Source organism: Microvirga splendida, from assembly GCF_016427565.1.
Lineage (GTDB): Bacteria > Pseudomonadota > Alphaproteobacteria > Rhizobiales > Beijerinckiaceae > Microvirga > Microvirga splendida.
On sequence record NZ_JAELXT010000043.1, the window covers coordinates 1 to 22,778 of the forward strand.

Annotated in this window: 33 protein-coding genes and 1 pseudogene; 25 read left to right on the forward strand and 9 right to left on the reverse strand. The window is 67.4% G+C overall.

Annotation, left to right across the window (positions count from 1 at the left end; translation table 11 throughout):
- The 3 genes and pseudogenes from JAO75_RS22740 to JAO75_RS22750 all read right to left on the reverse strand — a co-directional run.
- Window positions 1–422: pseudogene (locus tag JAO75_RS22740) on the reverse strand (hypothetical protein); the annotation flags it as partial.
- Window positions 422–904: a FixH family protein gene (locus tag JAO75_RS22745; protein ID WP_199051498.1), complete on the reverse strand. Its 483-nt coding sequence runs from the start codon at window positions 902–904 to the stop codon at window positions 422–424. The gene JAO75_RS22745 and the pseudogene JAO75_RS22740, both read right to left, overlap by 1 nt.
- A 46-nt stretch (window positions 905–950) precedes the next feature.
- Window positions 951–1,427 carry a FixH family protein gene (locus JAO75_RS22750; RefSeq protein ID WP_246742668.1) on the reverse strand — a complete coding sequence of 159 codons (477 nt, stop codon included), beginning with the start codon at window positions 1,425–1,427 and terminating at the stop codon, window positions 951–953.
- 442 nt (window positions 1,428–1,869) lie between these two features.
- Here JAO75_RS22750 and JAO75_RS22755 point away from each other — a divergent pair, with 442 nt between their 5' ends.
- From JAO75_RS22755 to JAO75_RS22830, 16 genes are all read left to right on the forward strand, one after another.
- Entirely contained in the window at window positions 1,870–2,652 is a 783-nt protein-coding gene (locus JAO75_RS22755) for a Bax inhibitor-1/YccA family protein (RefSeq protein WP_199051499.1), read from the forward strand.
- Window positions 2,653–2,817: 165 nt separating this feature from the next.
- Entirely contained in the window at window positions 2,818–3,186 is a 369-nt protein-coding gene (locus JAO75_RS22760) for a hypothetical protein (RefSeq protein WP_199051500.1), read from the forward strand.
- A 351-nt stretch (window positions 3,187–3,537) separates the two neighbouring features.
- Window positions 3,538–3,747, forward strand: a complete 210-nt coding sequence (locus JAO75_RS22765) for a hypothetical protein (RefSeq protein ID WP_199051501.1) — start codon at window positions 3,538–3,540, stop codon at window positions 3,745–3,747.
- A gap of 705 nt (window positions 3,748–4,452) precedes the next feature.
- Window positions 4,453–4,803 (forward strand): hypothetical protein, encoded by a 351-nt coding sequence (locus JAO75_RS22775; protein WP_199051503.1) that lies wholly within the window; start codon window positions 4,453–4,455, stop codon window positions 4,801–4,803.
- Window positions 4,804–4,888: 85 nt separating this feature from the next.
- Window positions 4,889–6,325 carry a multicopper oxidase family protein gene (locus tag JAO75_RS22780; protein ID WP_199051504.1) on the forward strand — a complete coding sequence of 479 codons (1,437 nt, stop codon included), beginning with the start codon at window positions 4,889–4,891 and terminating at the stop codon, window positions 6,323–6,325.
- Window positions 6,326–6,351: 26 nt separating this feature from the next.
- Window positions 6,352–6,789: a DUF411 domain-containing protein gene (locus tag JAO75_RS22785; RefSeq protein WP_199051505.1), complete on the forward strand. Its 438-nt coding sequence runs from the start codon at window positions 6,352–6,354 to the stop codon at window positions 6,787–6,789.
- Window positions 6,790–6,800: 11 nt separating this feature from the next.
- Entirely contained in the window at window positions 6,801–6,935 is a 135-nt protein-coding gene (locus JAO75_RS25285) for a hypothetical protein (protein WP_281433545.1), read from the forward strand.
- Window positions 6,932–7,468, forward strand: a complete 537-nt coding sequence (locus JAO75_RS22790) for a TlpA family protein disulfide reductase (RefSeq protein ID WP_199051506.1) — start codon at window positions 6,932–6,934, stop codon at window positions 7,466–7,468. The genes JAO75_RS25285 and JAO75_RS22790 overlap by 4 nt, the downstream gene beginning before the upstream one ends.
- Before the next feature lie 94 nt (window positions 7,469–7,562).
- The gene (locus JAO75_RS22795) at window positions 7,563–8,120 is read left to right on the forward strand and encodes a sigma-70 family RNA polymerase sigma factor (RefSeq protein ID WP_199051507.1); all 558 of its coding nucleotides are present in this window, start codon (window positions 7,563–7,565) and stop codon (window positions 8,118–8,120) included.
- Entirely contained in the window at window positions 8,117–8,761 is a 645-nt protein-coding gene (locus tag JAO75_RS22800) for an NrsF family protein (RefSeq protein WP_199051508.1), read from the forward strand. The genes JAO75_RS22795 and JAO75_RS22800 overlap by 4 nt, the downstream gene beginning before the upstream one ends.
- 669 nt (window positions 8,762–9,430) lie before the next feature.
- Entirely contained in the window at window positions 9,431–9,742 is a 312-nt protein-coding gene (locus JAO75_RS22805) for a hypothetical protein (protein ID WP_199051532.1), read from the forward strand.
- A 53-nt stretch (window positions 9,743–9,795) separates the two neighbouring features.
- A complete protein-coding gene (locus JAO75_RS22810; protein WP_199051509.1) occupies window positions 9,796–10,086 on the forward strand; it encodes a hypothetical protein in 291 nt (96 codons plus the stop codon).
- A 159-nt stretch (window positions 10,087–10,245) separates the two neighbouring features.
- Complete coding sequence (locus JAO75_RS22815; RefSeq protein ID WP_190843811.1) at window positions 10,246–10,464, forward strand: hypothetical protein; 219 nt, start codon at window positions 10,246–10,248, stop codon at window positions 10,462–10,464.
- Between the two features lie 72 nt (window positions 10,465–10,536).
- Entirely contained in the window at window positions 10,537–11,421 is an 885-nt protein-coding gene (locus JAO75_RS22820; protein ID WP_210340372.1) for a F510_1955 family glycosylhydrolase, read from the forward strand.
- A gap of 122 nt (window positions 11,422–11,543) precedes the next feature.
- A complete protein-coding gene (locus tag JAO75_RS22825) occupies window positions 11,544–12,065 on the forward strand; it encodes a hypothetical protein (protein ID WP_199051511.1) in 522 nt (173 codons plus the stop codon).
- Entirely contained in the window at window positions 12,055–12,528 is a 474-nt protein-coding gene (locus JAO75_RS22830; protein WP_343234679.1) for a c-type cytochrome, read from the forward strand. The genes JAO75_RS22825 and JAO75_RS22830 overlap by 11 nt, the downstream gene beginning before the upstream one ends.
- A gap of 47 nt (window positions 12,529–12,575) precedes the next feature.
- Here JAO75_RS22830 and JAO75_RS22835 read toward each other — a convergent pair whose 3' ends face one another.
- Window positions 12,576–13,013, reverse strand: coding sequence for a MerR family transcriptional regulator (locus JAO75_RS22835; protein ID WP_199051513.1), 438 nt, complete (start codon window positions 13,011–13,013; stop codon window positions 12,576–12,578).
- 71 nt (window positions 13,014–13,084) lie between these two features.
- Here JAO75_RS22835 and JAO75_RS22840 point away from each other — a divergent pair, with 71 nt between their 5' ends.
- From JAO75_RS22840 to JAO75_RS22865, 7 genes are all read left to right on the forward strand, one after another.
- Entirely contained in the window at window positions 13,085–13,501 is a 417-nt protein-coding gene (locus tag JAO75_RS22840) for a mercuric transporter MerT family protein (RefSeq protein ID WP_199051514.1), read from the forward strand.
- A gap of 11 nt (window positions 13,502–13,512) precedes the next feature.
- Entirely contained in the window at window positions 13,513–13,809 is a 297-nt protein-coding gene (locus tag JAO75_RS22845; protein WP_199051515.1) for a cation transporter, read from the forward strand.
- Between the two features lie 36 nt (window positions 13,810–13,845).
- On the forward strand, window positions 13,846–15,279 hold the full coding sequence (gene merA / locus JAO75_RS22850) for a mercury(II) reductase (RefSeq protein ID WP_199051516.1): 1,434 nt from the start codon (window positions 13,846–13,848) through the stop codon (window positions 15,277–15,279).
- A 29-nt stretch (window positions 15,280–15,308) separates the two neighbouring features.
- The gene (locus JAO75_RS22855; RefSeq protein ID WP_199051517.1) at window positions 15,309–16,097 is read left to right on the forward strand and encodes an alkylmercury lyase family protein; all 789 of its coding nucleotides are present in this window, start codon (window positions 15,309–15,311) and stop codon (window positions 16,095–16,097) included.
- The gene (locus JAO75_RS24695; RefSeq protein ID WP_210340373.1) at window positions 16,094–16,438 is read left to right on the forward strand and encodes a hypothetical protein; all 345 of its coding nucleotides are present in this window, start codon (window positions 16,094–16,096) and stop codon (window positions 16,436–16,438) included. Before JAO75_RS22855 ends, JAO75_RS24695 begins: the two co-directional genes overlap by 4 nt.
- The gene (gene hisI / locus JAO75_RS22860) at window positions 16,419–16,823 is read left to right on the forward strand and encodes a phosphoribosyl-AMP cyclohydrolase (RefSeq protein ID WP_199051518.1); all 405 of its coding nucleotides are present in this window, start codon (window positions 16,419–16,421) and stop codon (window positions 16,821–16,823) included. The genes JAO75_RS24695 and hisI overlap by 20 nt, the downstream gene beginning before the upstream one ends.
- A 67-nt stretch (window positions 16,824–16,890) precedes the next feature.
- Window positions 16,891–18,249 (forward strand): dihydrolipoyl dehydrogenase family protein, encoded by a 1,359-nt coding sequence (locus JAO75_RS22865; RefSeq protein ID WP_199051519.1) that lies wholly within the window; start codon window positions 16,891–16,893, stop codon window positions 18,247–18,249.
- 26 nt (window positions 18,250–18,275) lie between these two features.
- On the opposite strand, the gene arsH is transcribed toward JAO75_RS22865, so the two are convergent.
- The 5 genes from arsH to JAO75_RS22890 are packed head-to-tail and all read right to left on the reverse strand — an operon-like array spanning window position 18,276 to window position 21,418.
- Window positions 18,276–19,010, reverse strand: coding sequence for an arsenical resistance protein ArsH (gene arsH / locus JAO75_RS22870; protein WP_343234680.1), 735 nt, complete (start codon window positions 19,008–19,010; stop codon window positions 18,276–18,278).
- Window positions 19,003–20,082, reverse strand: coding sequence for an ACR3 family arsenite efflux transporter (gene arsB, locus JAO75_RS22875; RefSeq protein ID WP_199051520.1), 1,080 nt, complete (start codon window positions 20,080–20,082; stop codon window positions 19,003–19,005). The genes arsH and arsB overlap by 8 nt, the downstream gene beginning before the upstream one ends.
- A gap of 10 nt (window positions 20,083–20,092) precedes the next feature.
- Window positions 20,093–20,518, reverse strand: a complete 426-nt coding sequence (gene arsC / locus JAO75_RS22880) for an arsenate reductase (glutaredoxin) (protein WP_199051521.1) — start codon at window positions 20,516–20,518, stop codon at window positions 20,093–20,095.
- An 8-nt stretch (window positions 20,519–20,526) separates the two neighbouring features.
- Window positions 20,527–21,069, reverse strand: a complete 543-nt coding sequence (locus JAO75_RS22885; protein WP_199051522.1) for an arsenate reductase ArsC — start codon at window positions 21,067–21,069, stop codon at window positions 20,527–20,529.
- Window positions 21,062–21,418, reverse strand: a complete 357-nt coding sequence (locus tag JAO75_RS22890) for an ArsR/SmtB family transcription factor (RefSeq protein WP_199051523.1) — start codon at window positions 21,416–21,418, stop codon at window positions 21,062–21,064. Before JAO75_RS22890 ends, JAO75_RS22885 begins: the two co-directional genes overlap by 8 nt.
- A 287-nt stretch (window positions 21,419–21,705) precedes the next feature.
- On the opposite strand from JAO75_RS22890, the gene JAO75_RS22895 reads away from it, so the two are divergent.
- Window positions 21,706–21,903, forward strand: coding sequence for a hypothetical protein (locus JAO75_RS22895; RefSeq protein WP_377030044.1), 198 nt, complete (start codon window positions 21,706–21,708; stop codon window positions 21,901–21,903).
- A 59-nt stretch (window positions 21,904–21,962) separates the two neighbouring features.
- Entirely contained in the window at window positions 21,963–22,724 is a 762-nt protein-coding gene (locus JAO75_RS22900) for a nucleotidyl transferase AbiEii/AbiGii toxin family protein (RefSeq protein WP_199051524.1), read from the forward strand.
- Window positions 22,725–22,778: the final 54 nt, after the last annotated feature.

Sequence of the window (22,778 nt, forward strand, 5' to 3'; positions counted from 1 at the left end):
GGCTGTCCGGCCGGCGCGTCCTTCGGCTTCTCATCAAAGCTCACGTCTGCGCTGGCCGGCACCGGCAGGTAATCCCGGCCGTCCTCGGTCTTCTTCGGCGAGATCGAGTAGGCCGGCTGGCCGTCGGGGTGGCGGTAGTAGGCGACCGGCTCCCCCGCGGCCGGCGCAGGGCCGTTCAGGATCGCTACGGCCGGAGCCGGGATCCAGCCCGGCAACGGCCAATTGGTCCGGCCGCCGTGGAACCCCGCCGCGAACCCGCCCGCCAGCGCCGTGGCCGCCAGCACGGTGAGCGCGAGCCGCTTCAGGGTTCGTCCGCGGCGCGGCGGCTGGGCCCTCTCGGGAGCCGTGCCGGGCTCGAAGGGGTCATGGCTCGCGAAGGGATCCTGGCGTTCCAGTGAGTGGAGGGGGGAGATCTGGTCCATTACTGCACCGCCTTGAGAATAAGCTTGCCTTGCACGGTGCCGGCCTCGCCGGGCACCTTCGCGGCGAGCGATACTTGCCAGCCGCCCTCCATCGCGAGATTGGTCTTGAACAGGTAGGTGCCGGGCTTGTCGACCGGCTGCGGCTCCAGAGGCGCCGTCATCATCGCCATGTCCTCGGGGGCCATGTCGATGCGGCGAGCGAAGATCACCGCATCAGGCACGGGCTTGCCGGTCGGCTTATGGACGAGCTCGACAGCGACCAGAGCCTCACCCGAGCGGGCCTGCGGACTAACCAGCCGAAATTCGTAGTCGTTCAGAGCCTCGGTCGAGACCGGGGTGACGGCACGGGCGGGGAGCGCTGCCGTGACCTGTGGCGGCACCCAGGCCGGCAGGGCGAGCTCGCCCCTGCCGACACGGTAGCCGGCCGCGGTGGCCGCGCCGAGCACGACGAGGAACAGGAGCGTGATGACAGCTTTCTTCATGATTGCAGCCTCGTAGGTTCTCGTATGGGCCGTCCAGCGGGAAGCATCACGGCACCGCCGTTACGATGAGCTTGCCGCGGACGTAGCCGTCAGCATCCGGCACCTTCGCCATGAGCACGAGCGACCAATCGCCTTCCATGACGAGGTCGGTCTCGAAGCGGAAGTAACCCGGCAGCACGTCGGGCACGGGCTCCAGCGGCGCTGTCATCTCGCCCATGCCGTCCGGCGACATGTCCAACCGGCTGATGAAAACCACCGCGCCGGGGACCACTTTCCCGGTCGCCCGGTGCACCAGCCGCACGGTCAGCACGGCACCGTAGCCCTGCTTGAGCTCCCGCTCGACGAGCTCGAATTGGTAATCGGATGAACCGGCGCCCTGCGCCAGGCTCGGGCCGGCGAGAATAGAAACCGCCATCATGGCCGCGGCGGTGCCCTGGGCAACCGCACGAGCGGCCCGGCCCCAAACGGTACAGGCGGCGCGGCTATGCGGCAGATTTGGCCATGCGACCCTCAAAACTCTCATGGAAAAGCCCCCATTTGCAGGTGAGTTCGCTGCCGCCGCCGAAACGGTTACAGCCTCATGGCAAAATGGCGGGAGCAGACCGAACAACCTCAGGGCCCACGCCTTGGTCAGCGCCGCTCGCCCTCGGGACAGCTGCACGACGCAAGGCTTTCGGTGGTCGGGCAGAGCCGACCGGATCCTCAGAGGCATCGCACCATCTTCTAGGGCAGGGTTGGCGGACGGGACGCGGGTCACAGCGGGTCGTGCCGGCGGGCAAGTGCGCGGTGTTGATGGTCAAGTCCTGCGCAGAGTTCTCGCGCGGCAGCCGCCGCATAAAATCGAGGCGGGATGTAACCAAGTCGGCAGTTCCCGCGAACTACCTGGGAGAATGGCGGTTGGTTCCCTATAAGCCCGCCGCGCTCGCGACAGGGCGAGCGGCCAGCTAACGACGGAGAGGACTTCAATGCAACCGTATGAGCAAAACCAACACGCCTATGGCACCGGCTTTGCCCGGACGGCGGCTCAGGTCGATCAGGGCCTGCGCGCCTTCATGCTCGGCGTCTACAACAACATGGTCCTGGGCCTTGCCATCTCGGCCCTGGTCGCGCTCGGCATCAACATGCTGGCCACCACGAGCGATCCGTCGCAAGCGGTTGCCCGGATGGGTGGTGTTGGCCTGACCCAGTTCGGCGCGACCCTGTATGGCTCGCCCCTGATGTGGGTTGTGGCGCTGGCGCCTCTGGCCTTCATCTTCTTCTTCTCGTTCCGGATGGACCGGATGTCGGCTGCGACTGCTCGCATGACCTTCTTCGCCTTCGCGGCGGTGATGGGTGCTTCGCTCTCGACGCTTCTCATCCGCTATACCGGCGCGAGCGTCGTGCAGGTGTTCTTCATCACGGCGGCGGCCTTCGGTTCGCTGTCGCTCTGGGGCTACACCACGAACCGCAGCCTGTCCGGCATGGGCTCGTTCCTGATGATGGGCCTCGTCGGCCTGATCCTGGCCTCGATCGTGAACATCTTCGTGGCCTCGAGCATGCTGCAGTTCGGCATCTCGGTGATCGGCGTTCTGATCTTCGCAGGCCTGACCGCCTACGACACGCAGAAGCTGAAGGAGATGTACCTGTACGGCAACTTCGACTCCGAGGCCGCCGCCAAGGTCTCCGTGTTCGGCGCCCTGACGCTGTACCTGGACTTCATCAACATGTTCCAGTTCCTCCTGGCTCTCGTGGGCAACCGCAACGAGTAGCCTGCCGCGGGATCGACGCCCGGGCGCCGCCCCGACCGATGTAACCAAAACCCTGCGCCCTGCGAACTGATCCTGCGAGCCTCCGGTGGTACCCGCCACCGGAGGCTCGGGATTGTATGCACCCCTTGGCGGGCTCGACGCCCATGACACGAAGGAGCTGCGCCCATGGGTTCAACAGCGCACCTCGCCGTCGCATCGCTGCTTCTGATAATCGGCGTGAAACCTGCCGGCACCCAGACGGCAGAAAGGGCGAAGCCCGACCCGGAGGCGGCCCGGCGCGGGGCGTATCTCGCCACGGCCGGCAACTGCGCCAACTGCCAGACGAACGGCGCAAGCAGCGGGGCGGCCTTCGCCGGAGGGCGAGCGCTGCCGACCCTGTTCAGGGTCTTCTTCGCACCGAACATCACGCCCGATCCGACGCACGGCATCGGCACGTGGGGCTGGAGGATTTCGGCCGGGCCCTGCGCCGCGGCGTGTCCCCGCGCAACGAGCGTTAATATCCTGTCTTTCCCTATACCTCGTATATGGGGATGACCGACCGCGACATCGCCGATCTGTGGGCCTTTCTGCCCAGGTTCCGTCCGTTCCCCAGCCGGACCGCCCCACGAGCTGGGATTCCCTTTCAACGTGCGGCTCGCGATGGCACCGTGGAAGATCCTGTTCCTGGATTGCGGCCCGCTGGCGCCGGAGCCGGGCCGCAGCCCGGAATGGAACCGGGGGCGCTAGCTCGTCAACGCGGTCGCCCACTGCGCCGATTGCCACGCGCCCCGCAATCCCTCGGCGCTGTCGACAGGCCCGGTATATGTCGGGGACGCGCGAGCGGCTCGGAGGCAACGAGGTGCCCAACATCACCCCGACGTCGAGACCGGCATCGGGCGATGGACCGTGCAGGACCTCGCCGGCCTGCTGGCCGGGCGCGGAATGCGCGCGATGCATGTCGGCGGGCCCATGCGGGAGGTGGTCTCCAACACGGCGCGCCTCACGGAGACCGACCCGCTCGCGATGGCGACCTACTTGAAGTCGCTGCCGCCCCGCTACGGCGAGGTCAGACCCAGTGGCAGGATGTGTGGCGGCATGATGGGCATGTGCCGATGATGGGCCGGGGAGGGTTGAGATGCTGAGGTTGGCGGCCATGATCGCGACGGCAGCCGTCGCGCTCGGACCGTTGGCGTTCACTGGGGTGATCAGGCCCGGCGCGCGGCTGTTCAGGGTTCTCTTCGCCCTGCTGCTTGCGGCCGCGGCGGCGACCTGCCTTTTGGCCGGGGAGGCGTTGTTTCGAGAGCGGAAGGGTCCGGACCGGCGGTTGCGGCCCTGCCGAGGTCGGTTGGCCGGGGTCCGTTCGCAAAGCGCGCGCCGGGCTGTGCCACTCGACAAACAGGTCCGAATCCGCTCCCTTCCGAACAGCGCCGGCCTGGCCCAACGCCGACGCGAGCTTGAACAGGGGATCGGGTCTTCCATGAGGATCGTCAGGACGTCGACTGTGCGCCGTGCCGTGCTCATGGCAGCGCCCGCGCTGCCTGTCGCGGGACTCGCGCAAACCGCGCCCTTCAGCCCCGGCCAGCCCCACGCCATCAGGAGGGTTGTCCGCGAATGCCTCCTGCAACGCCCGGAGCCGCTGCGGCAGGTGACCGCGACCATGCGCCAATGCGGCATGGCCCAATGCCGAGCGCCCCAGTTGGCAATGGGCATTCCGGCGGAGCGAAGCTGGAAACGCGGGGTTTGCCATGGCCGGTACACGGATTCCCGCGCCGACGGACATTCGGACACACCGGCCTTGCGCCCTCACCATGGGCTGCTATCTTGAATTCGATGACCTGGGCTTCCCTCCGCCGCCTGTGTGCGCTCGTGCTGGCCCTCACCCTGGCGGTGGGGCTGGCGACGCATGGGGCCACGGCGGCGCAGATGAGCGCCCAGATGGTCGCCGCGGCAATGAGCGCGCCGATGCCTGACGGCTGTGACGCATGCGATCAGGACGGCGACACAATGCCGGCCTGCGGCGCCCTGTGCGCCACAATGATGGCGATTCTCCCGATCCCGCTCGCCGTTGTGTCGGTCGCGCAAGCGCCCGCGCATCCCACCCCGGTCCTCCGGACGGCGGAGTTGCGCGGCCCACCCGACCCCTTTCCGCCGAAACCCGGCATCCTGAGCTGAGGCGCGCCGCTCGCGGCCGTGCCTGAACCCGCGCCGGGCGCCCGTGTTCGCCCGGGCCGCCCCCACACGTTTCAGGATGAAGACCATGTCAGATCGCTCCGGGCCGGCGCTCAGCCGCCGCGCCCTTCTGGCCGGCGGTGCGGGCCTCGCGCTTGCCGCCAGCCTTCCGCCCGGCGCCCGGGCCCATGAGGGCCCCCATAGCGCAGAGTTCCGGCTGCTCGCCGCACCCGGCGAGGCGGCGCTCGCCGGCGCCTCCCGTCCCGCAACCCCGGTTTGGACATATAACGGCGCGGTGCCCGGCCCCGAGATCCGGGTCCGCCAGGGCGAGCGCGTGCGCGTCCTCGTGGAAAACCGGCTGCCCGAGGAGACCACGGTGCACTGGCACGGGCTGCGGGTGCCGAACCCGATGGACGGCGTCCCCCATCTCACTCAGGCGCCCATCCGCCCCGGCGAGAGCTTTACCTATGAGTTTGCCTGCGAGGACGCGGGCACGTTCTGGTACCACCCGCACCAGAGGAGCCATGCCCAGGTCGGGCGGGGGCTCTCCGGCCCGTTGATCGTGCAGGAGCGCGAGCCCTATCTGGTCGACCGCGATGTCACCTGGATGCTGGGGGACTGGCGCCTTTTCAAGGACGGGTCGATCAGCGACGACTTCGGCAACCTGCACGATGTCAGCCACGCCGGTCGCATCGGCAACACGGTGACGGTCAACGGGGCCGTGGCCCAAGCCTTCGAGGTTCGCCGCGGCGAACGCATCCGGCTCCGTCTCGTCAACGCCGCCAACGCCCGCATCTTCGGCCTGGAGTTCGAAGGTCACGCCCCCTGGATCGTGGCTCTCGACGGCCATCCGGTCGAGCCGCACGCGCCCGAAGGTGGGCGGGTGGTGATCGGGCCGGCCATGCGCGTCGACCTGGTGATCGACATGACGGGCCAGCGCGGCGGCCGGTTCAAGGTCACGGACGCCTTCTACAAGGGTCTCGAATACCGGCTGCTCGATCTTGTCTATGCCGGCGAACGCCTGCGCGAGCCTCGGGAGACCGCTGTCGTGCCACTGCCCGCGATCCCGGTGCGGGAGCCGGACCTGTCCTCCGCCCAGCGCCATAACGTGGTTCTCGCCGGCGGCATGATGGGGACGATGGCCGGGGCGATGGTGCACGGCGAGATGACCGACGTCCGCGCCATGCTGCGCCAGGGCCTGTTGTGGGCGATGAACGGCGTCGCCGCCACGGGGCACGTCCACGAGCCGATGGCCACGCTCGCCCACGGCAGCTCCCACATCCTCGCGATCAAAAACGAGACGGAGTGGTGGCACCCGATGCATCTGCATGGCCACACCTTCCGGGTGCTCGGCCGCGGCGGCGTGCCCACCCGCCGTCGCGAATGGCAGGACACGGTGCTGGTCGCGCCGCGCGAGCGGGTCGAGATCGCCTTCCTGGCCGACAACCCCGGCGACTGGATGTTCCACTGCCACGTCCTGGAGCACCAGGCGGGCGGGATGATGGGCTCCATCCGCGTCGCCTGACACCCCGATCTTCAAGGAGAAATCACATGCGCATCCTCAACACCGCCGCTCTCGCCCTTGTCCTGACCCTCGCCGGTCCCGTCCTTGCGCAGAGCGCAAAGCAGGCCATCCTCTACAAGAACCCGCAATGCAGCTGCTGCGAGGAGTACGTGAAGTACCTTCGCGAGAGCGGCTTCGAGGTGAAGGTCGTAACCACCCACGACCTGCCGCTGGTCAAGAAGGAGCACGGCGTCCCCACCGACCTTGAAGGCTGCCACACCACCCTTGTCGACGACTACGTCGTCGAGGGGCACGTGCCGCTGAAATCCCTCAACAAGCTCCTCACGGAGCGCCCGGCGATCAAGGGCATCTCGCTCCCGGGCATGCCGATGGGCTCCCCCGGGATGGCCGGGCGGAAGATGGAGCCGTTCACGATGTACGAGATCTCGGGTGATCCTACGCCCAAGATCTTCGCGGTCGAATGAAGGAACGAGCCATGATGCATGACATGATGAGCGGCCCGATGGGCTGGATGATGGGGGGCATGGGCCTCGTCGGGCTCCTGCTTGGCGTCGCGCTGGTCCTCGCGATCATCGCACTGGTCAAGGTCATCGTTGGGAGCGGGCCATGATGTCGCTTTTCCTCGCCCTCCTCGCCCTTGCGGCGGCGCCCGCCGCCGCGACGGAGCGGCCCGCCTCCTTCGTTCTCCACCGCGAGCCGCGGCCCGTGCCCGATCTGCGCTTCGTCGACGGCGAGGGGGGCACGCGGACCCTTGCGGACTTCCGCGGCAAGGTCGTGCTTCTGAACGTGTGGGCGACCTGGTGCCCGCCGTGCCGCCAGGAGATGCCGGCGCTGGACCGCCTGCAGGCGATGCTTGGCGGCCCGGGCTTCGAGGTGGTCGCCCTGTCCGTCGACCGTGCCGGGGCGGGGCCGGTGCGCCGGTTCTACGGCGAGACCGGGGTCGGCCGCATCGCGCTCTATCTCGATGCGTCGGGGCGGGCCCTGCGCGACCTCAACGCGGTCGGCCTGCCGACCACGCTCCTTCTCGACCGGGAGGGGCGGGAGATCGGCCGGCTGATCGGACCGACGGTCTGGGATGCGCCCGAGATGGTCCGGATCCTGCGTGAACGCATCGGTCCCGCTTCGGATGGAGGGGCGTCATGAGAACGCCACCGATCCCGCGCGGGCGCCGCGCATTGATGAATGCGCGGCGGTGTAACCGAACACCCATGTGGCACGAACTAAGGGGTGAACGCTCATGATTGCGAACGAAGCCGAGCTGCGGGCGCTCATGACGGCTGGCCTGAACGGCGATGCGGCGGCCCACCGCGCGCTCCTGGACAGGCTCAGCCGCCACCTGCGGGCCTACTACAAGAACAAGCTCGCGCGGATCGGGCGGAGCGCGGACGAGGCGGAGGATCTGGTGCAGGACGCACTGATGGCGATCCATACCCGGCGGCATACCTACAACCCGGGCGAGCTCTTCACCCCGTGGGTACATGCCATCACGCGCTATAAGCTCATCGACCACCTGCGCCACACCAAGGCCGCCATGACAAATGTGCCTATCGAGGACGCCGCCGACTTCGAGGCGCAGGACGACCATGCCGGGGCGGAGAGCGCTCTCGACATCAACCGCCTGCTCGCGCGGCTGCCTGAGAAGATGCGACGTGCGATCCGACACGTTAAGATCGACGGCCTGAGCGTCGCCGAGACCGCCGCTCGTTGCGGTATGTCGGAATCGGCGGTCAAGGTGAGCGTGCATCGGGGCCTCAAGGCCATGGCGGCGGCAATCGCCCAGGGAAGGACCACATGAAGACCGACGACCTGATCAACATGCTCAGCACGAACGTCGAGCCGGTGGACCGCGGCCAGCTCAGGCGCAGCCTCGGCCTTGCGGTGGCGCTCGGGGCAGGGGGCGCGCTCGTCACGGCCCTGCTGACGCTCGGGGTCCGTCCGGACCTGCACGAGCCCGGCGCCTTGGCTTTCCTCGGCCTGAAGCTCGCCTTCACGGCCGGCATCGTCCTGATGGCCTCGCTGCTACTGACGCGCCTCGCCCGCCCGGGCGGAGAGCGCAGAACCCGTCCCATCCTAGCGCTGCTGCCATTCGCCGCAATCGTGCTGCTTGCGGGCCTGAGCCTCGCCAATGCACCGAGCACCCATTGGGAGGCGATGATCGTGGGCGACATGTGGCTTGAGTGCCTCGTGTCGATCCCGACCATCGCCATCGTGCCCTTTGCGGTGATTGTCTGGGCTGTGCGCCGGTTTGCGGCGCCCACGGACCTAGCACGGACAGGAGCTTTCGCCGGCCTCGCGGCGGGCGGCGTGAGCGCGATGGGCTATGCGCTGCACTGCATGGACGACTCCCTGCCGTTCATCGCGCTCTGGTACGGCGGCACGATCGTCCTGTGCACCGTGGCCGGGGCGCTGCTCGGTCCGCGTCTGTTGCGCTGGTGATCGGAGGCACCCGACACCGACCGTCCACTCAGCGGCCAGACTCCTATCCCCGGCCGGATCGGGGGCATCGTGCAAACGACGATCGGGTCAAGCATGCGCTCCCGCGTACTCGCTGCGCCGTCGGGCCGGTCAGTTGACCTGTGACCCGCCGGCCCAGTCTTGCGAACTCCTGATGACGTATAGGCAGCGTCCGGCTGGGCACGGGAGCCCTGATACAAAGCGTTGGGCCGGAGGGTCCATGGCACGACAGTGCACAGTTCGGGCGCAACGGTCCGACATCACCTGGCACAAGGGCCGGCATCCGAGGCGGCGCATCCGGTCGAGCCAAGCCAAGGCCGGCGTGCGTGCCTTGCGCAGGCTCGTCTGGCTGATGCTGGGGGGCATGGCCGTGTTCATGGTGCTGTCATTTCAAGGCATCGGCCAGGGCATGCGTCCGGACCCATCCTCGCGGGCTTTCCTGGACCGTGCGCGCTCGACTTCCACGCTCTCAAGATCGCCTGCAGCCGCGGGAGCATCACAGGACCAAGGCTTGGCCGACATATCCGGGGCGCAAATGCCTTGACGATATCGGGACCGGCCGTTCACGACCGCGTGAGCATGTAACCGATCCGCGGCTGCCTCCGAACTTATGGTCAGAAGTGCATGGAGCACATCAACGGAGGTCTCCACATGAATGCAAGCAACGGTTCCGTCATGACGAAGTCGAGCCGCCTGCCGCAGCCATTCAGCCGGCTCGGACGGGGCGGGCGGCGTACCTGGATCGCCCTGGCGGCGATCCTGTTGGTCGGCGGCGCCGCTCTGAACTGGGGCTGGCTCGTGGCCGCGGGCATTGCCCCGTTGCTGTTGGCCCTGGCGCCGTGCGCGGCCATGTGTGCGCTCGGCCTGTGCATGAAGGGCGGCAACGCCTGCAAGAGCGAGAGCAATGGCGCAGTCCCGATGCGGGCGGCCAACGCTGGCCAAGGGGGCGCGGAACCGGCCTGACCGCAACTGAACCTACTCACGACATACACTACGACATCCAAGGAGATGCAGACATGAACACCTTCACGAAGACAACTCTCGCCCTCGCCGCGCTTGGTGCGACCGTGGCAATGGCCCCGGCGCTCCACGCCCAGGGTGCCCCCGCCCCGGCCGCACCGCAAGGCCAGGGCATGGGCAACATGGGCAACATGGGCGGTATGGGGAACATGGGCGGCAGCATGAGCGGCGGTGACATGGGCGGCATGATGAAAATGATGGAGGACTGCAATCGCATGATGCAGTCGATGAACAATCAGAATCCGTCGCGCGAGACCCCGCCGGCCACCCCCGAACAGAAGGGGTAGGCGGCGCGACGGGCGGCCGCCGCGTCATGACCTCCCCCTGCGGCGGCCGCATCCCCCATTACGGACAGGGGCGGAGGCCGGTGAAGTCCGTCGTCCGTGGGCGGAGAAGGATCGGTCGCCGCCGCCTGCGAGGCGGCAGCAAGCCAAAGGAGTACCATCATGCCCCGTAGTTTCGATGCGCTTGAGCGCCAGGTGTTCCTGGCCTTCGAGCAGGCTGTTGCGGACAAGCGCTTGGACGTGGCAGACCATCTGCTTTACGCCCTTGAGGCACTCGATCCGGAGTTCGAGGGACCCGCGATCCGTCGCGCCTGCCGTTCGATCCTGGAACCAGCCTCAGGGGCCGAGGACGCCGACACCGCTCCCCCAAGCCGGCACTGACCCTAGCCGATCACGAGCCCTGCGGAGCGGTGTCGCGCCGGCCGGGCCCATCAGAAATGAAAGAGCGCCGCGATGAGATCTTCACGAGGACCCTGTTGGCTCGCCCTTGCAATGATCGGCCCGTTGGTGGTCATCGGCGCGACTGCGTCGAAGGCATCGGAGACCGTGCGCGTGGCGGAGTTGCCGCGCCAGACGCATATCCACGGGCTTGCCGTGGACCGTCAGGACCCGTCGCGGCTCCTGATCGCGACCCATCACGGCCTTTTCCGCGCTGGCCCGGACGGACGCGCGGAGCGAATTTCGGAGGTTCAGGACTTCATGGGGTTCACCCCGCATCCGACAGACCCGAAGACGCTGTTCGCGAGCGGGCACCCCGCACGCGGAGGCAACCTGGGTTTCATCGCCTCCACTGACGGCGGTGCCACCTGGCGGCAGGTCTCGCCGGGCGTAAAGGGACCCGTCGATTTCCACCAGATGAGCGTGAGCAGCGCGGACCCCGCGACGATCTATGGCGCGTACGGTGGGCTCCAGGTGAGCCGGGACGCCGGCCGGACCTGGACGGTCGTCGGCCCAATCCCGGACAAGCTGATCGACCTCGCCGCTTCCGCCAAGACATCCGACACGCTCTACGCCGCCACGGAGAATGGCCTCCTTGTGAGCAGTGACGGCGGCAAGGGCTGGACGACCGTCCTCGCCGGGGCGCCCGTGAGTCTGGTCGAGGTGACCCCGGACGGTTCGCTCTACGCATACGTCGTCGGGCGTGGCCTCCTGCGCTCCGACGCCGAGTCGCTGGCGTTCGCAACCGTCGGCGACGACTTTGGCGGGGGCGTTCCTCTGCATCTTACGGGAGATCCCGCCAATCCGGCCCGCCTCTTGGTCGCAACGGCGCGCGGCCGCGTGCTCACCAGCACGGACCGGGGACAGACATGGTCAGAGATGGGAGCCGGTGGCTCTTAGATGGCTCCGGGCGCAGACCATCCCCGGGCGCAACGCGTTCTCACCCCGAGGAGCCGGTGCTCCGGCGGGGCTGTCTCGGCACGGGGTTTGAGGAACGGGCACCAATGATCCGAGGAGGCGAATTGACCACCCGCGCAACCCACGCGGCCCCGGGCCGGCCTTCTGGGATCGCCCGATCCTGGCACGCGGCGCTGCGCCGTTACTTGATTGCCATAGCCCTGGGCAATCTCGCTTGGGAATTCGCCCACATGCCGCTCTACACGCTCTGGACGACCGGATCCTGGGCTGAAATCGCGTTTGCGGCCGTCCATTGCACGGGCGGGGACATCCTCATTGCCCTTTCCAGCCTGACCATCGCCTTGCTGACCGTCGGCACCGGCGCCTGGCCGGCCGAGCGGTTTCGCACTGTGGCTGCGCTGACCGTTGCCTTCGGGCTCGCCTATACGACCTTCAGCGAGTGGCTCAACATCGTGGTCCGGGCGGCGTGGGCCTATTCCGACCTGATGCCCGTGTTCCCGGTGCTCGGCTTCCATGTGGGACTGTCTCCGCTGCTGCAGTGGATTGTCGTCCCGCTCGCCGCCTTCGCATGGGCCGCCCGGAACGGGAACGAACGCCACCCTGTCGAGCCTCTCCGTGCGGTCTGACCGGACGGTCAGGCTGAGCCCCCACCGGCCCTGGCTCGCGGTGGGTGCCGTCACCGTCGCAGGAGCCGCGACGGCTTGGTTTGGTCTTCGTCTCTGGGCCGCGGACCCGACGGTGGCCCATGGTCGGCAGCTCTACGACGCCCACTGCGCCTCCTGCCATGGCCTGAAGCTCGAAGGCCAGCCGGACTGGCAGACGCCGAAGGTGAACGGCCGCCTGCCGGCACCTCCCCACGACGAGAACGGGCACACCTGGCATCACAGCGACCGCGAGCTCTTCCTGATCACCAAGAAGGGCATGGGAGCGGTTGTGCCAGGGCATGAAAGCGACATGCCGGCGTTCGAGGGAATGCTGGCCGATCAGGAGATTGAGGCGGTGCTTGCCTACATCCGGAGCACATGGCCGGAGCGGGCTCGCCGCTACCAGGACGAACGCAGCCGGGCGGACGCCGCTCGCCAGAAGTAATGGCGGCATCGTAGAGGCCCGCCGCCACAAGGGAGAAAGGCGAGGAATTATGCACGGCGCCTCGGCTCGGGCGAGAGGATGTCGAGCACCGGGCACTCGGGGGCCGTGCCGCCCTCGCACCGGTCAATGGTCTGCCCGAGCAGCCGCTCAAGTTTCCTGAGGTCGGTGATCTTCGCGCGGATATCGTCCAAGTGTCTTGCGGCAATCTCACGAACGTCGCCGCACGGGGCCCGCTCCGGCCCGCCCAGCGCCAGAAGCGCCTTGATCTCGTCCAGCGTGAACCCGAGCTCGCGGCCGCGTCGGATGAAGGCCAGTACGCGTGTATGGTGGTGATCATAGACCCTTCGGCCCCCCTCACTTCGGGGTGGCGCGGGCAGCATCCCGATCCTCTCGTAGTAGCGGATGGTCTCGATGTTCACCCCTGTGAGCCGTGACAGCTCGCCGATGGGGAACGTGTCACCTCGCGAATGCGTGATCGCCTCCATCAAAAATCCCCTTGCTCCTGTAGTCACTACAGGATGCACGGTGGCTCCATCGACGTAAAGGAGATTGTTTGATGCGTTCATTGACCCGTGCAGAGGCACGTCACCTGGAGAGCCGGCCAGCGAGCGAGAGCGCTCCCCGTGACAGCCAAGGTCTGCTGGCGGTGGGAGGCCTTCTGGCCGCGCTCGGAGCCTCGTCCTGCTGCGTCCTGCCACTCGCGCTCTTCGGTTTCGGGGTGGGTGGAGCATGGATTGGCAACCTGACCGCGCTGGCGCCCTACCAGCCTGCCTTCGTGGCCGTGGCGGTGGCCTTCCTGACGTTTGGCTTCTGGCGGATCTATCGTCAGCCCAAGGCTGCCTGTGCGCCGGGAAGCTCCTGTGCGCGGCCGGGATCGAGCCGCATCGCCAAAATCGGCCTCTGGACGGCTGCCGTGCTCGTCCTGGCGGCCGTCACCTTCCCTTACACCGCCCCGCTGTTGATCAGCCTGTGAGGAGACCTCAGATGAAGACCCTGTTTCGTATCGCCCTGACCGCCTCCGCCCTGATGCTCGCGGTTGGAGCCATAGCCGCGCCACAGACCGTCACGCTTGAGGTTGAGAACGTGAGCTGCGTGAGCTGCGCCCCGATTGTGAAGAAGGCGCTCTCCCGCGTTCCGGGCGTCAGCCAAGTCACAGTCATTGAAGCTGACGGCATGGCGACGGCGACCGTCACCTTCGACGATGAAAAGGTCACGCCCGAGGCGCTGACCCAGGCAACGACCAATGCCGGTTTTCCCTCGACCGTGAAAGGCTCTTCATGAACCACGTCCCGACCGAAACACACGAAAGTTGAGATCATGAGTGACTGCTGCGCCACAGGCGCGAAGAACGGCAACGACCACTACGATCTGGTGGTGGTTGGGGCCGGGTCGGCCGGGTTTTCCGCCGCCATCACGGCTGCCGAGCAGGGAGCGCAGGTCGCCCTCGTCGGCCACGGCACGATGGGCGGCACCTGCGTCAACGTCGGCTGCGTGCCCTCCAAGGCCCTGATCCGGGCCACCGAGGCGGTGCACCACGCCAAGGCGGCCTCGCGCTTTGCCGGGGTTGAAGGAACCGCGCGGGTCGCCGACTGGCAGGCCTTGGTCGCCCAGAAGGACGACCTCGTCACGAGCCTGCGCCAAGCCAAGTACGCCGACCTCCTGCCGGCCTACAACAACGTCGCCTACCATGAGGGCCAGGCCCGCCTCGTCGACGGCGGCGTGGAGGCCGGCGGCAAGCGCCTCGCCTCCGACCGCATCATCATCGCGACCGGGACGCGGCCGGCCCTGCCGGCCATCCCGGGCATGGCCGACGTGTCCGCGCTCGACAGCACGGCGGCGCTGTCCCTGACCGAGCTGCCCCGCTCGATGATCGTGGTCGGCGGCGGCTATATTGGAGCCGAGCTCGCGCAGACCTTCGTGCGCTCTAGGATCGAGGTGACGCTGGTCTTCCGCAGCCGCCTTCTGCCCGAGGCCGAGCCTGAGATCGGGACGGCCCTTGCCGGCCACCTGGCAAACGAGGGCATCACGGTCATGGGCGGTTTGGCCTACGACTCAGTTCGCAGGACGGAGGATGGGGTCGCGCTCACGGTCGTCAGGGATGGGCTTGCGCAGACCATCCGCGCCGAGCGCATTCTGGTCGCGACCGGACGCGCGCCCAACACCGAAGGCCTCGGACTGGCAGAGGCGGGTGTCGCCCAGACCGCCACGGGCGCGATCGTCGTCGACGACCGTATGCGCACCAGCAAGGCCGGCGTCTATGCCGCCGGTGATGTCACGGGCAAGGACCAGTTCGTCTACATGGCGGCCTACGGGGCGAAGCTCGCGGCCAAGAACGCGCTCAATGGCAACAGCCTGCGCTACGACAACTCGGCCATGCCGGCGGTGGTCTTCACCGACCCGCAGGTCGCGAGCGTCGGGTTGACGGAGGCGCAGGCCCGCGCCGCCGGACATGACGTGCGGACCTCGGTGCTGTCGCTGGACAACGTGCCCCGGGCGCTGGCCGCCCGCGACACACGGGGCCTGATCAAGCTCGTGGCGGACCGGGGCTCCCGCAAGCTGCTCGGGGCCCACATCCTGGCGCCCGAAGGTGCGGACAGCATCCAGACGGCGGCCATGGCGATCCGCGGCGGGCTCACGATTGATGATCTCGCGGAGGCGATCTTCCCGTACCTGACCACCGTCGAAGGGCTCAAGCTCGCCGCCCAGACCTTCGACAAGGACGTCAAGAAGCTGTCCTGCTGCGCAGGATAGCGCCGGCCAACTCCATGGAGGATTGAGCCATGAACATCACCGTGAACCCCGCACGGGAGCGTGCAGCGGAGATCAGGCCGGGCGTGTTGCGCCCGGACTGGTCGGCCGCGACGACGCCGGCTGTCCGACAGGCCCTCGCCGGACGCATGACAGCCCGTTCGGGCCTGCTCGACAAGTGGTCGCACGCGCTCGAAGCGAGCGAGGACATCGTCTGGCGGACCGTCCTGCGGCTCTACGCGGCCAAGGGGCGGCCTCCAAACATCGACGAGATCGCTGCCACGACGGGGATCGACGGAGGCCGTGTCGGCGCGCTCCTGCGCAAGCTGCAACTGCGGGATCTCGTCGGCCTCGACGCCGGGGCGGAGACCATCTGGCTGGCCTATCCCTTCACGGAGCGGGCGACCGAACACCGAGTCGAGCTTGACGGCCATGTCCTGAATGCCCTGTGCGCCATCGACGCCCTCGGCGTCGCCGCGATGTACGGCACCGATGTCACCGTCGAGTCGCAATGCCGTTCCTGCGGCGGGACGATCCGCGTCACGACCGCCGACGCGGGCCGGGTGCTGCGGAGCGTGTCCCATCCTGGGGCGGTCGTCTGGTACGACTTCGCCTACGCCGACAACGCGGCCTCATCGTGCTGTCCGGCCATCGCGTTCTTCTGCTCCGACGGGCACCTGCAACGCTGGCTCGGCAGCCAGGCAAGCCCGCGCGCGGGAGCCCGCCTGAACATGAACGAGGCCCTGGAGGTCGGCCGCGCGATCTTCGGGCCTGTCCTCGCCGCCGCAAGGCAAGACGACGGGTCGGAGGATCTGCCGTGAATGACAAACTGGTCGCGATGCTTGTCACCTTCGTCGTCGTGCTTCCCCTCTACGCCATGTGCTGCCTCGGGCCGGCTGCGGTTGTCGGATCGGTCGGAGGCCTGCTTGGGTGGCTCAGCGGATCCGTTAGCCTGGGCGTTGTCAGCTTTGCCGCAACCACGGCTCTGCTGGCGTCCTGGCGGATGCACCAGAGAAAGGCTGCTTCCGCCGCCTCTCCGGGTACCTCGCGCGAATTGCCGGGCAGCCCATGTTGCACGACGGAATCCCGTGCCCTGCAGTTTCCCGACCGGATTGTGGTGAAAGTCGGGATCAGGAGGCAGGATGTCGAAGCGAGACGTTGAGGAGGGCTCCGTCCTGGCGGTGGCGTTCAACGGCGATGGCCTTGTCCCGGCAGTCGCTACGGACGTGGTGACGGGGGAGGTCCTGATGCTGGCGTGGATGAACGCGGAGGCGCTGGCGCGGACCATCGCGACCGGCGAGGCCTGGTACTGGAGCCGCTCCCGCCGGGAGCTCTGGCACAAGGGCGCGACCAGCGGCCAGATCCAGCATGTCCAGGAGCTGCGGGTCGACTGCGACCAGGACACCGTCTGGCTCAAGGTCCGGATCGACGGCGATGGCGGCTGTTGCCACACCGGACGGACAAGCTGCTTCTACCGCATGGTCGTGAACGGACCGGAGGGGCCGGTTCTCCGCCGGGCGAACCCGCAGCTCCCTCCGCATTCTTGAGGAATCTCGGGCTGGCGCCGGGTCGGCGCAAAGCCATGCAACCGTCACACGCGACTGGGAGAGCCCCATGACCAAGAACTACGACCTCGTTGTCATCGGATCGGGAACCGCCGCGATGGTGGCCAGCCACCGGATGGCCTCCGCCGGCCGGAAGGTCGCGGTGGCCGACTACCGCCCGTTCGGCGGCACCTGCGCACTGCGCGGTTGCGACCCCAAGAAGATGCTGGTGACCGGGGCGCAGGCGATCGACGACGTGCGGCGCATGACCGGACGCGGGGTGGTGGCCGAGGATGCCCAAATTCTTTGGCGCGACCTCATCGCCTTCAAGCGGACCTTCACCGGTCCGGTCCCGGAAAAGCAGGAACGGCGTTATGCCGACCACGGCATCGATGCGTACCACGCCCAGGCCCGCTTCGTCGGCCCGAACGCGATCGAGCTGGATGGCGGGGACCGGCTCGAAGCGCAGCACATCCTGATTGCCGCCGGAGCGCGGCCGGCGCCGCTCGGCTTCCCGGGCGAGGAGTTCCTCATCACCAACGCGGAATTCCTCGAACTGGAGGAGCTGCCGGAGCGCATCGTCCTAGTCGGCGGCGGATACATCGCCGCCGAGTTCTCGCACATTGCCGCCCGCGCCTGCGCGAAGGTCACGATCCTCCAGCGTGGCGGACACATGCTGCCCCACTTCGACGCCGACCTCGTTGGTTGGCTGATGGAGAAGTTCCGCGAGATCGGCATCGACGTGCGCACCCGGACCTCAGTCGAGGGCGTGGAGAAGACCGACCGAGGCTTCCTGGTCCGGGCGCGGGCGGACGGGGCCCAGTCCGTGACAGTCGAGGCCGACCTGGTGGTTCATGCCGCCGGGCGCATTCCGGATCTCGACTCTCTCAACCTTCAGGCGGCGGGCGTCAAACAGGATGGAAACGGGCACCTGAAGCTCAACGAATTCCTCCAGAGCATCTCCAACCCGGCCGTCTATGCCGCCGGCGATGCCGCCCGAATGGGGTCGCCGCTCACCCCTGTGTCGAGCCACGATGCCAAGGTCGTCGTGCGCAACCTCCTGGAGGGCAATCGGCATCGGCCTGACTACCGGGGTGTCCCGAGCGTCGCCTTCACGATCCCACCGATCGCCAGCGTCGGCTTGAGCGAGCAGGAGGCACGCGAGAAGGGCCTGAAGTTCCGCATGAAGAGCCAACTTGTGCCAGACTGGTACACGGCGCGTCGGGTTGCCGAAACCGTGTACGGCTTCAAGGTTCTGGTCGACGAAGAGACGGACTTGGTCATTGGAGCCCATCTCGTCGGACCCCACGTGGACGAGGTGATCAACCTCTTCGGTCTGGCAATCCGCCACGGGCTCACCGCCGAGGACCTGAAGACGACGATGTTCGCATACCCGACCGGGGCATCCGACATCAGCTACATGCTGTAAATCCATCGCCCGGAAGCAGCGGCCGGCTACTCGGCGGCCTTGACCTCGTGGCTCATGGCTTCTGCCGCGAGGCGCTTGGCTTCCTTCTCGGCCATCTCCTTGCGCTCGCTGTAGCGGTCGGTAAGATAGTCTGAGCGGTCGCGGGTCAGCAGCGTGAACTTCACCAGCTCCTCCATCACGTCCACGACACGGTCGTAGTAGGAGGACGGCTTCATCCGTCCGGCCTCGTCGAACTCCTGGAACGCCTTGGCCACCGAGGACTGGTTCGGGATTGTCACCATGCGCATCCAGCGCCCGAGCACGCGCAGTTGGTTGACGGCATTGAACGACTGCGAGCCGCCGCAGACCTGCATCACGGCCAGCGTGCGCCCCTGCGTCGGGCGCACCGAACCCGTCGCGAGCGGGATCCAGTCGATCTGGGCCTTCATCACCGCGCTCATGGCGCCATGGCGTTCCGGGCTGCACCAGACCTGGCCCTCGGACCAGAGCGACAGCTCCCGCAGCTCCTGCACCTTGGGATGGTCACTGGCGGTAGCGTCCGGCAGCGGCAGGCCATGCGGATCAAAGACCCGGGTCTCGGCGCCGAAGTGCCGGAGCAGGCGCTCCGCCTCGAGCATGAGAAAGCGGCTGTAGGAGCGTTCCCGCAGGGAACCGTAGAGCAGGAGGATGCGGGGAGGGTGCGTGGACAGCTTCCCCAGCTCCAGCCTGCCGAGGTTGGGTACGTCGAGGACCGAGAAGTCGATGTTGGGAAGATCACTCACCGGGCTGGACTCCCCGCTTGGGGCCAGCCGCAGGCAGCCTGTGACGCACGGCACCGCGCTCGTACCAGCTCTGGCTGCGGTTCACGATCCAGACGACGGACAGCATCACGGGCACCTCGATCAGCACGCCGACGACGGTCGCCAGCGCCGCTCCGGAGTTGAAGCCGAACAGGCTGATGGCCGCCGCCACCGCGAGCTCGAAGAAGTTGGATGCACCGATCAGGGCGGAGGGGCCGGCAACGCAGTGCTGCTCGCCCGCGACCCGGTTGAGCAGGTACGCGAGACCGGAGTTGAAGTAGACCTGGATCAGGATCGGCACCGCCAGCATGGCGATGATGAGCGGTTGCGCCAGAATCTGCTCGCCCTGGAAGCCGAACAGCAACACGAGCGTGGCGAGCAGGGACACCAGCGACAGCGGCTGCAAGACCCGGAGCAATCCGGTCAGGGACGCCTCGCCACCGCTTGCCAACAGGCGCGAGCGCAGGAACTGGGCCAGCACCACCGGGATCACGATGTAGAGCACCACCGAGAGCAGGAGCGTGTCCCACGGCACCGTGATCGCGGACAGCCCGAGCAGCAGTCCGACGATGGGTGCGAAGGCCACCACCATGATCACGTCGTTGAGCGCCACCTGCGACAGGGTAAAGTGCGGCTCACCCTTGGTGAGATGGCTCCACACGAACACCATTGCCGTGCACGGTGCCGCTGCCAGGATGATCAGGCCGGCGATGTACGAGTTGATCTGGTCGGCGGGCAGGTAGGGCTTGAACAGGTATCCAATGAACAGCCAGCCGAGCGCCGCCATCGAGAACGGCTTCACGGCCCAGTTGATGAACAGTGTCACGCCAATGCCGCGCCAGTGCTCGCGCACCCGCCCGAGCGAAGCGAAGTCGATCTTGATCAGCATCGGGATGACCATCAACCAGATCAGGGCCGCGACGGGCAGGTTGACCTTGGCGACCTCCAGGGCACCGACGGCCTGGAAGACCTCGGGGAAGACGTGCCCGAGCGCGATGCCCGCGACGATGCACAGCGCGACCCAGAGGGTCAGGTAGCGTTCGAAGATGGACATGTGGAATCCTTCAGGCGGTGGTCGCGCGGCGTCCGGAGGCATCTACGACGATCCCGCCGTCCTCCTTGCGGAACTCGCCGAGCTGCGGCGGCAGGAGGTCGAGCACAGCCTCTGACGGACGGCACAGGCGAACGCCCTTGGGGGTGACCACGATGGGGCGGTTGATCAGGATCGGGTGCGCCATCATAGCGTCGAGGAGCTGGTCGTCGGTCAGGTCAGGGTTGTCGAGGCCGAGCTCGTGGTACGGTGTGCCCTTTTCTCGGATGACCTCCCGCACGCTTACGCCCATGCGGGCGATGAGCTGGCGCAGCAGGAGCCGCGTCGGCGGGGTCTTCAGGTACTCGATGACGTGCGGCTCGATCCCGGCGTTGCGGATCAGGCCGAGCGTGTTGCGGGACGTGCCGCAGTCCGGGTTGTGGTAGATGATGACGTCCATGGGGAACCTCAGGCTGAGCGGCGGTCGAAGGGAAGCACGGCGCCGGAGGTGGCGCCCTCGAGGCGGCCGATCTCCCGCAGGTGATGGGTCAGCGCAACCTGGTCGAGACTTGCCATCGGCAGGGCCAGGAAGGCGGAGATCCGGTTCTTGAGGTACTTGGCGGCCTGGACGAAGGCCCGTTCCTTCTCGATGTCGGTGCCCTCGACGGACGCTGGGTCCTCGATGCCCCAGTGGGCGGTCGCCGGATGGCCCAGCCACACGGGGCAGGCCTCGCCCGCGGCGCTGTCGCAAACGGTGAAGATGAAGTCCATCACGGGCGCATCCGGTCCGGCGAACTCGTCCCAACTCTTTGAGCGGAAACCGTCGGCCGGGTAGCCGAGGCTGTCGAGTACCTTCAGGGCGAACGGATTGACCGTTCCCTTGGGTTGGCTGCCGGCCGAGAAGGCGTTGAAGCGGCCGGCACCGTCCTTGCGCAGGATGCCCTCGGCCAAGACGGATCGGGCGGTGTTGCCCGTGCACAGGAACAGCACGTTGTAGGGGCGGTCAGCCATCGAGGGTCTCCTTCGGGGAACAGCAGGGAGCGAGGGCATCGATCAAGGGAGCGCACACGCCGGGATGCCCGCCGCAGCAGTCCTTGAGCAGGAAGGTCACGACCTCGCGGAGCCGATCGAGGTCGGCGCGATAGATGATCGAGCGGCTGCGGCGTTCGGAACGGACCAGTCCCGCTCGGGAGAGGATGCCGAGGTGCGAGGACATGGTGTTGTGCGGGACGGCCAGCTCCCGGGCGATGTCCCCTGCGGGCAAGCCCTCCGGCTCATGTTTCACCAGCAGCCGGAACACGTCGAGGCGCGTGCACTGGGCCAAAGCCGCAAGGGCGAGGATTACGTCATCTGCTTCCATATGTCGAGATGTATAGACACGTTGGGCCCTTTGCAAGCCTGCCTCTGCGTCCGTCACATACAACAGGCGAACGGTCCCCGCGTTCGGATCGCAGTGGGCCGGGCATTGCGGGTCGCCCGACCAACGGGCATGCTGAGCGGCAGAAGAGGATGACGTGCCCTGAGCCGAGGAACCCCGGCTGCCGGGGTGCGTTCGTCGAATGTCAGGTTTTCGGCGCACCCGTGGACATGACCATAAGCAGGGACTATATTTCGCGTATGCCAGTCAGGAACGCCCATAAGGCCGTCGTGCCTGCCGAGTTCCCCGAGCTTGCGATGCTCGCCTGGAACCGCAACCCGGAACGTCCGATTCCGGGGGAGGAGGCGCTTGCCCTGTACGAGCGCAATTGGCGGCACGTCGACAAGGACCACCTGACGCTGCGGGAAGCCGAACTCATCCATGAACTCGCCGAGGAGTTCGGGAACGGCTACCTGCTGGCCTCCTGAACTCCGGCACCTTCCCACACCTGATCGACTTCTTTCCAGGAACCAGCGAGGAGGTTGCCGTGGCTTTCGTACGCCCCCAGCATAACGTGATCGCTGAGGCGCTCCGGTCGATGGATGCCCCGTTTCTCGAGCGGGCGCGGTGCTACTTCGGCGGCGGAACGGCAATCGTGCTCCAGAACGGCGAATACCGCCTCTCCTTGGACGTCGACTTCCTTTGCGCCGATCCCGATGGGTACCGCGAGCTTCGCATCGCCGCCCTCGAGCGGGGCGCCCGGGCGTTCTTCGGTCCGGATGTTGAGACGGTCAGGCCGTTCATCGCCGACCAGTACGGCATCCGCGGACGCTTCTCGCTTCGTGGCCAGCCCATCAAGTTCGAGGTCGTTCGCGAGGGGCGCGTCACGCTCGAAGGGGCAATCTACCCCGCGCTCGGGGTTCCCATCCTTGCGGTCGCGGATCAGTTCACCGAAAAGCTGCTGGCCAATGCAGACCGCTGTGCGGATCGGTCCGTTGCCTATCGTGATGCCATCGATCTCGGTTATCTCATCCTGTCGAACGGTTCGATCCCACCCGAGGCCGTGCAGAAGGCGGAAAGGGCCTATGGCTCCGACGTTCCCCGAAAAATCGCAGCCGTCCTGGGCTATCTCGCCAGCCCCGAGGAGGCTCGGCGGGCGGCGGAAACGCTTGAGATGTCCTTGGACGCGGTCCATCAGGCCGCCGCACGTCTCCATGGCGCAGCCACCGCGGCCTGGCCGGAGATGTCCTTCGGATCGTTCGTGACGGAAGAGACGAGTCCGGCGGAGACGCGATTTCCCGAACCCTGACGCAAGTGGTCACGGCTTGCCCGTGGATTCCGGGAGGAGGCGCGACCGGACGCG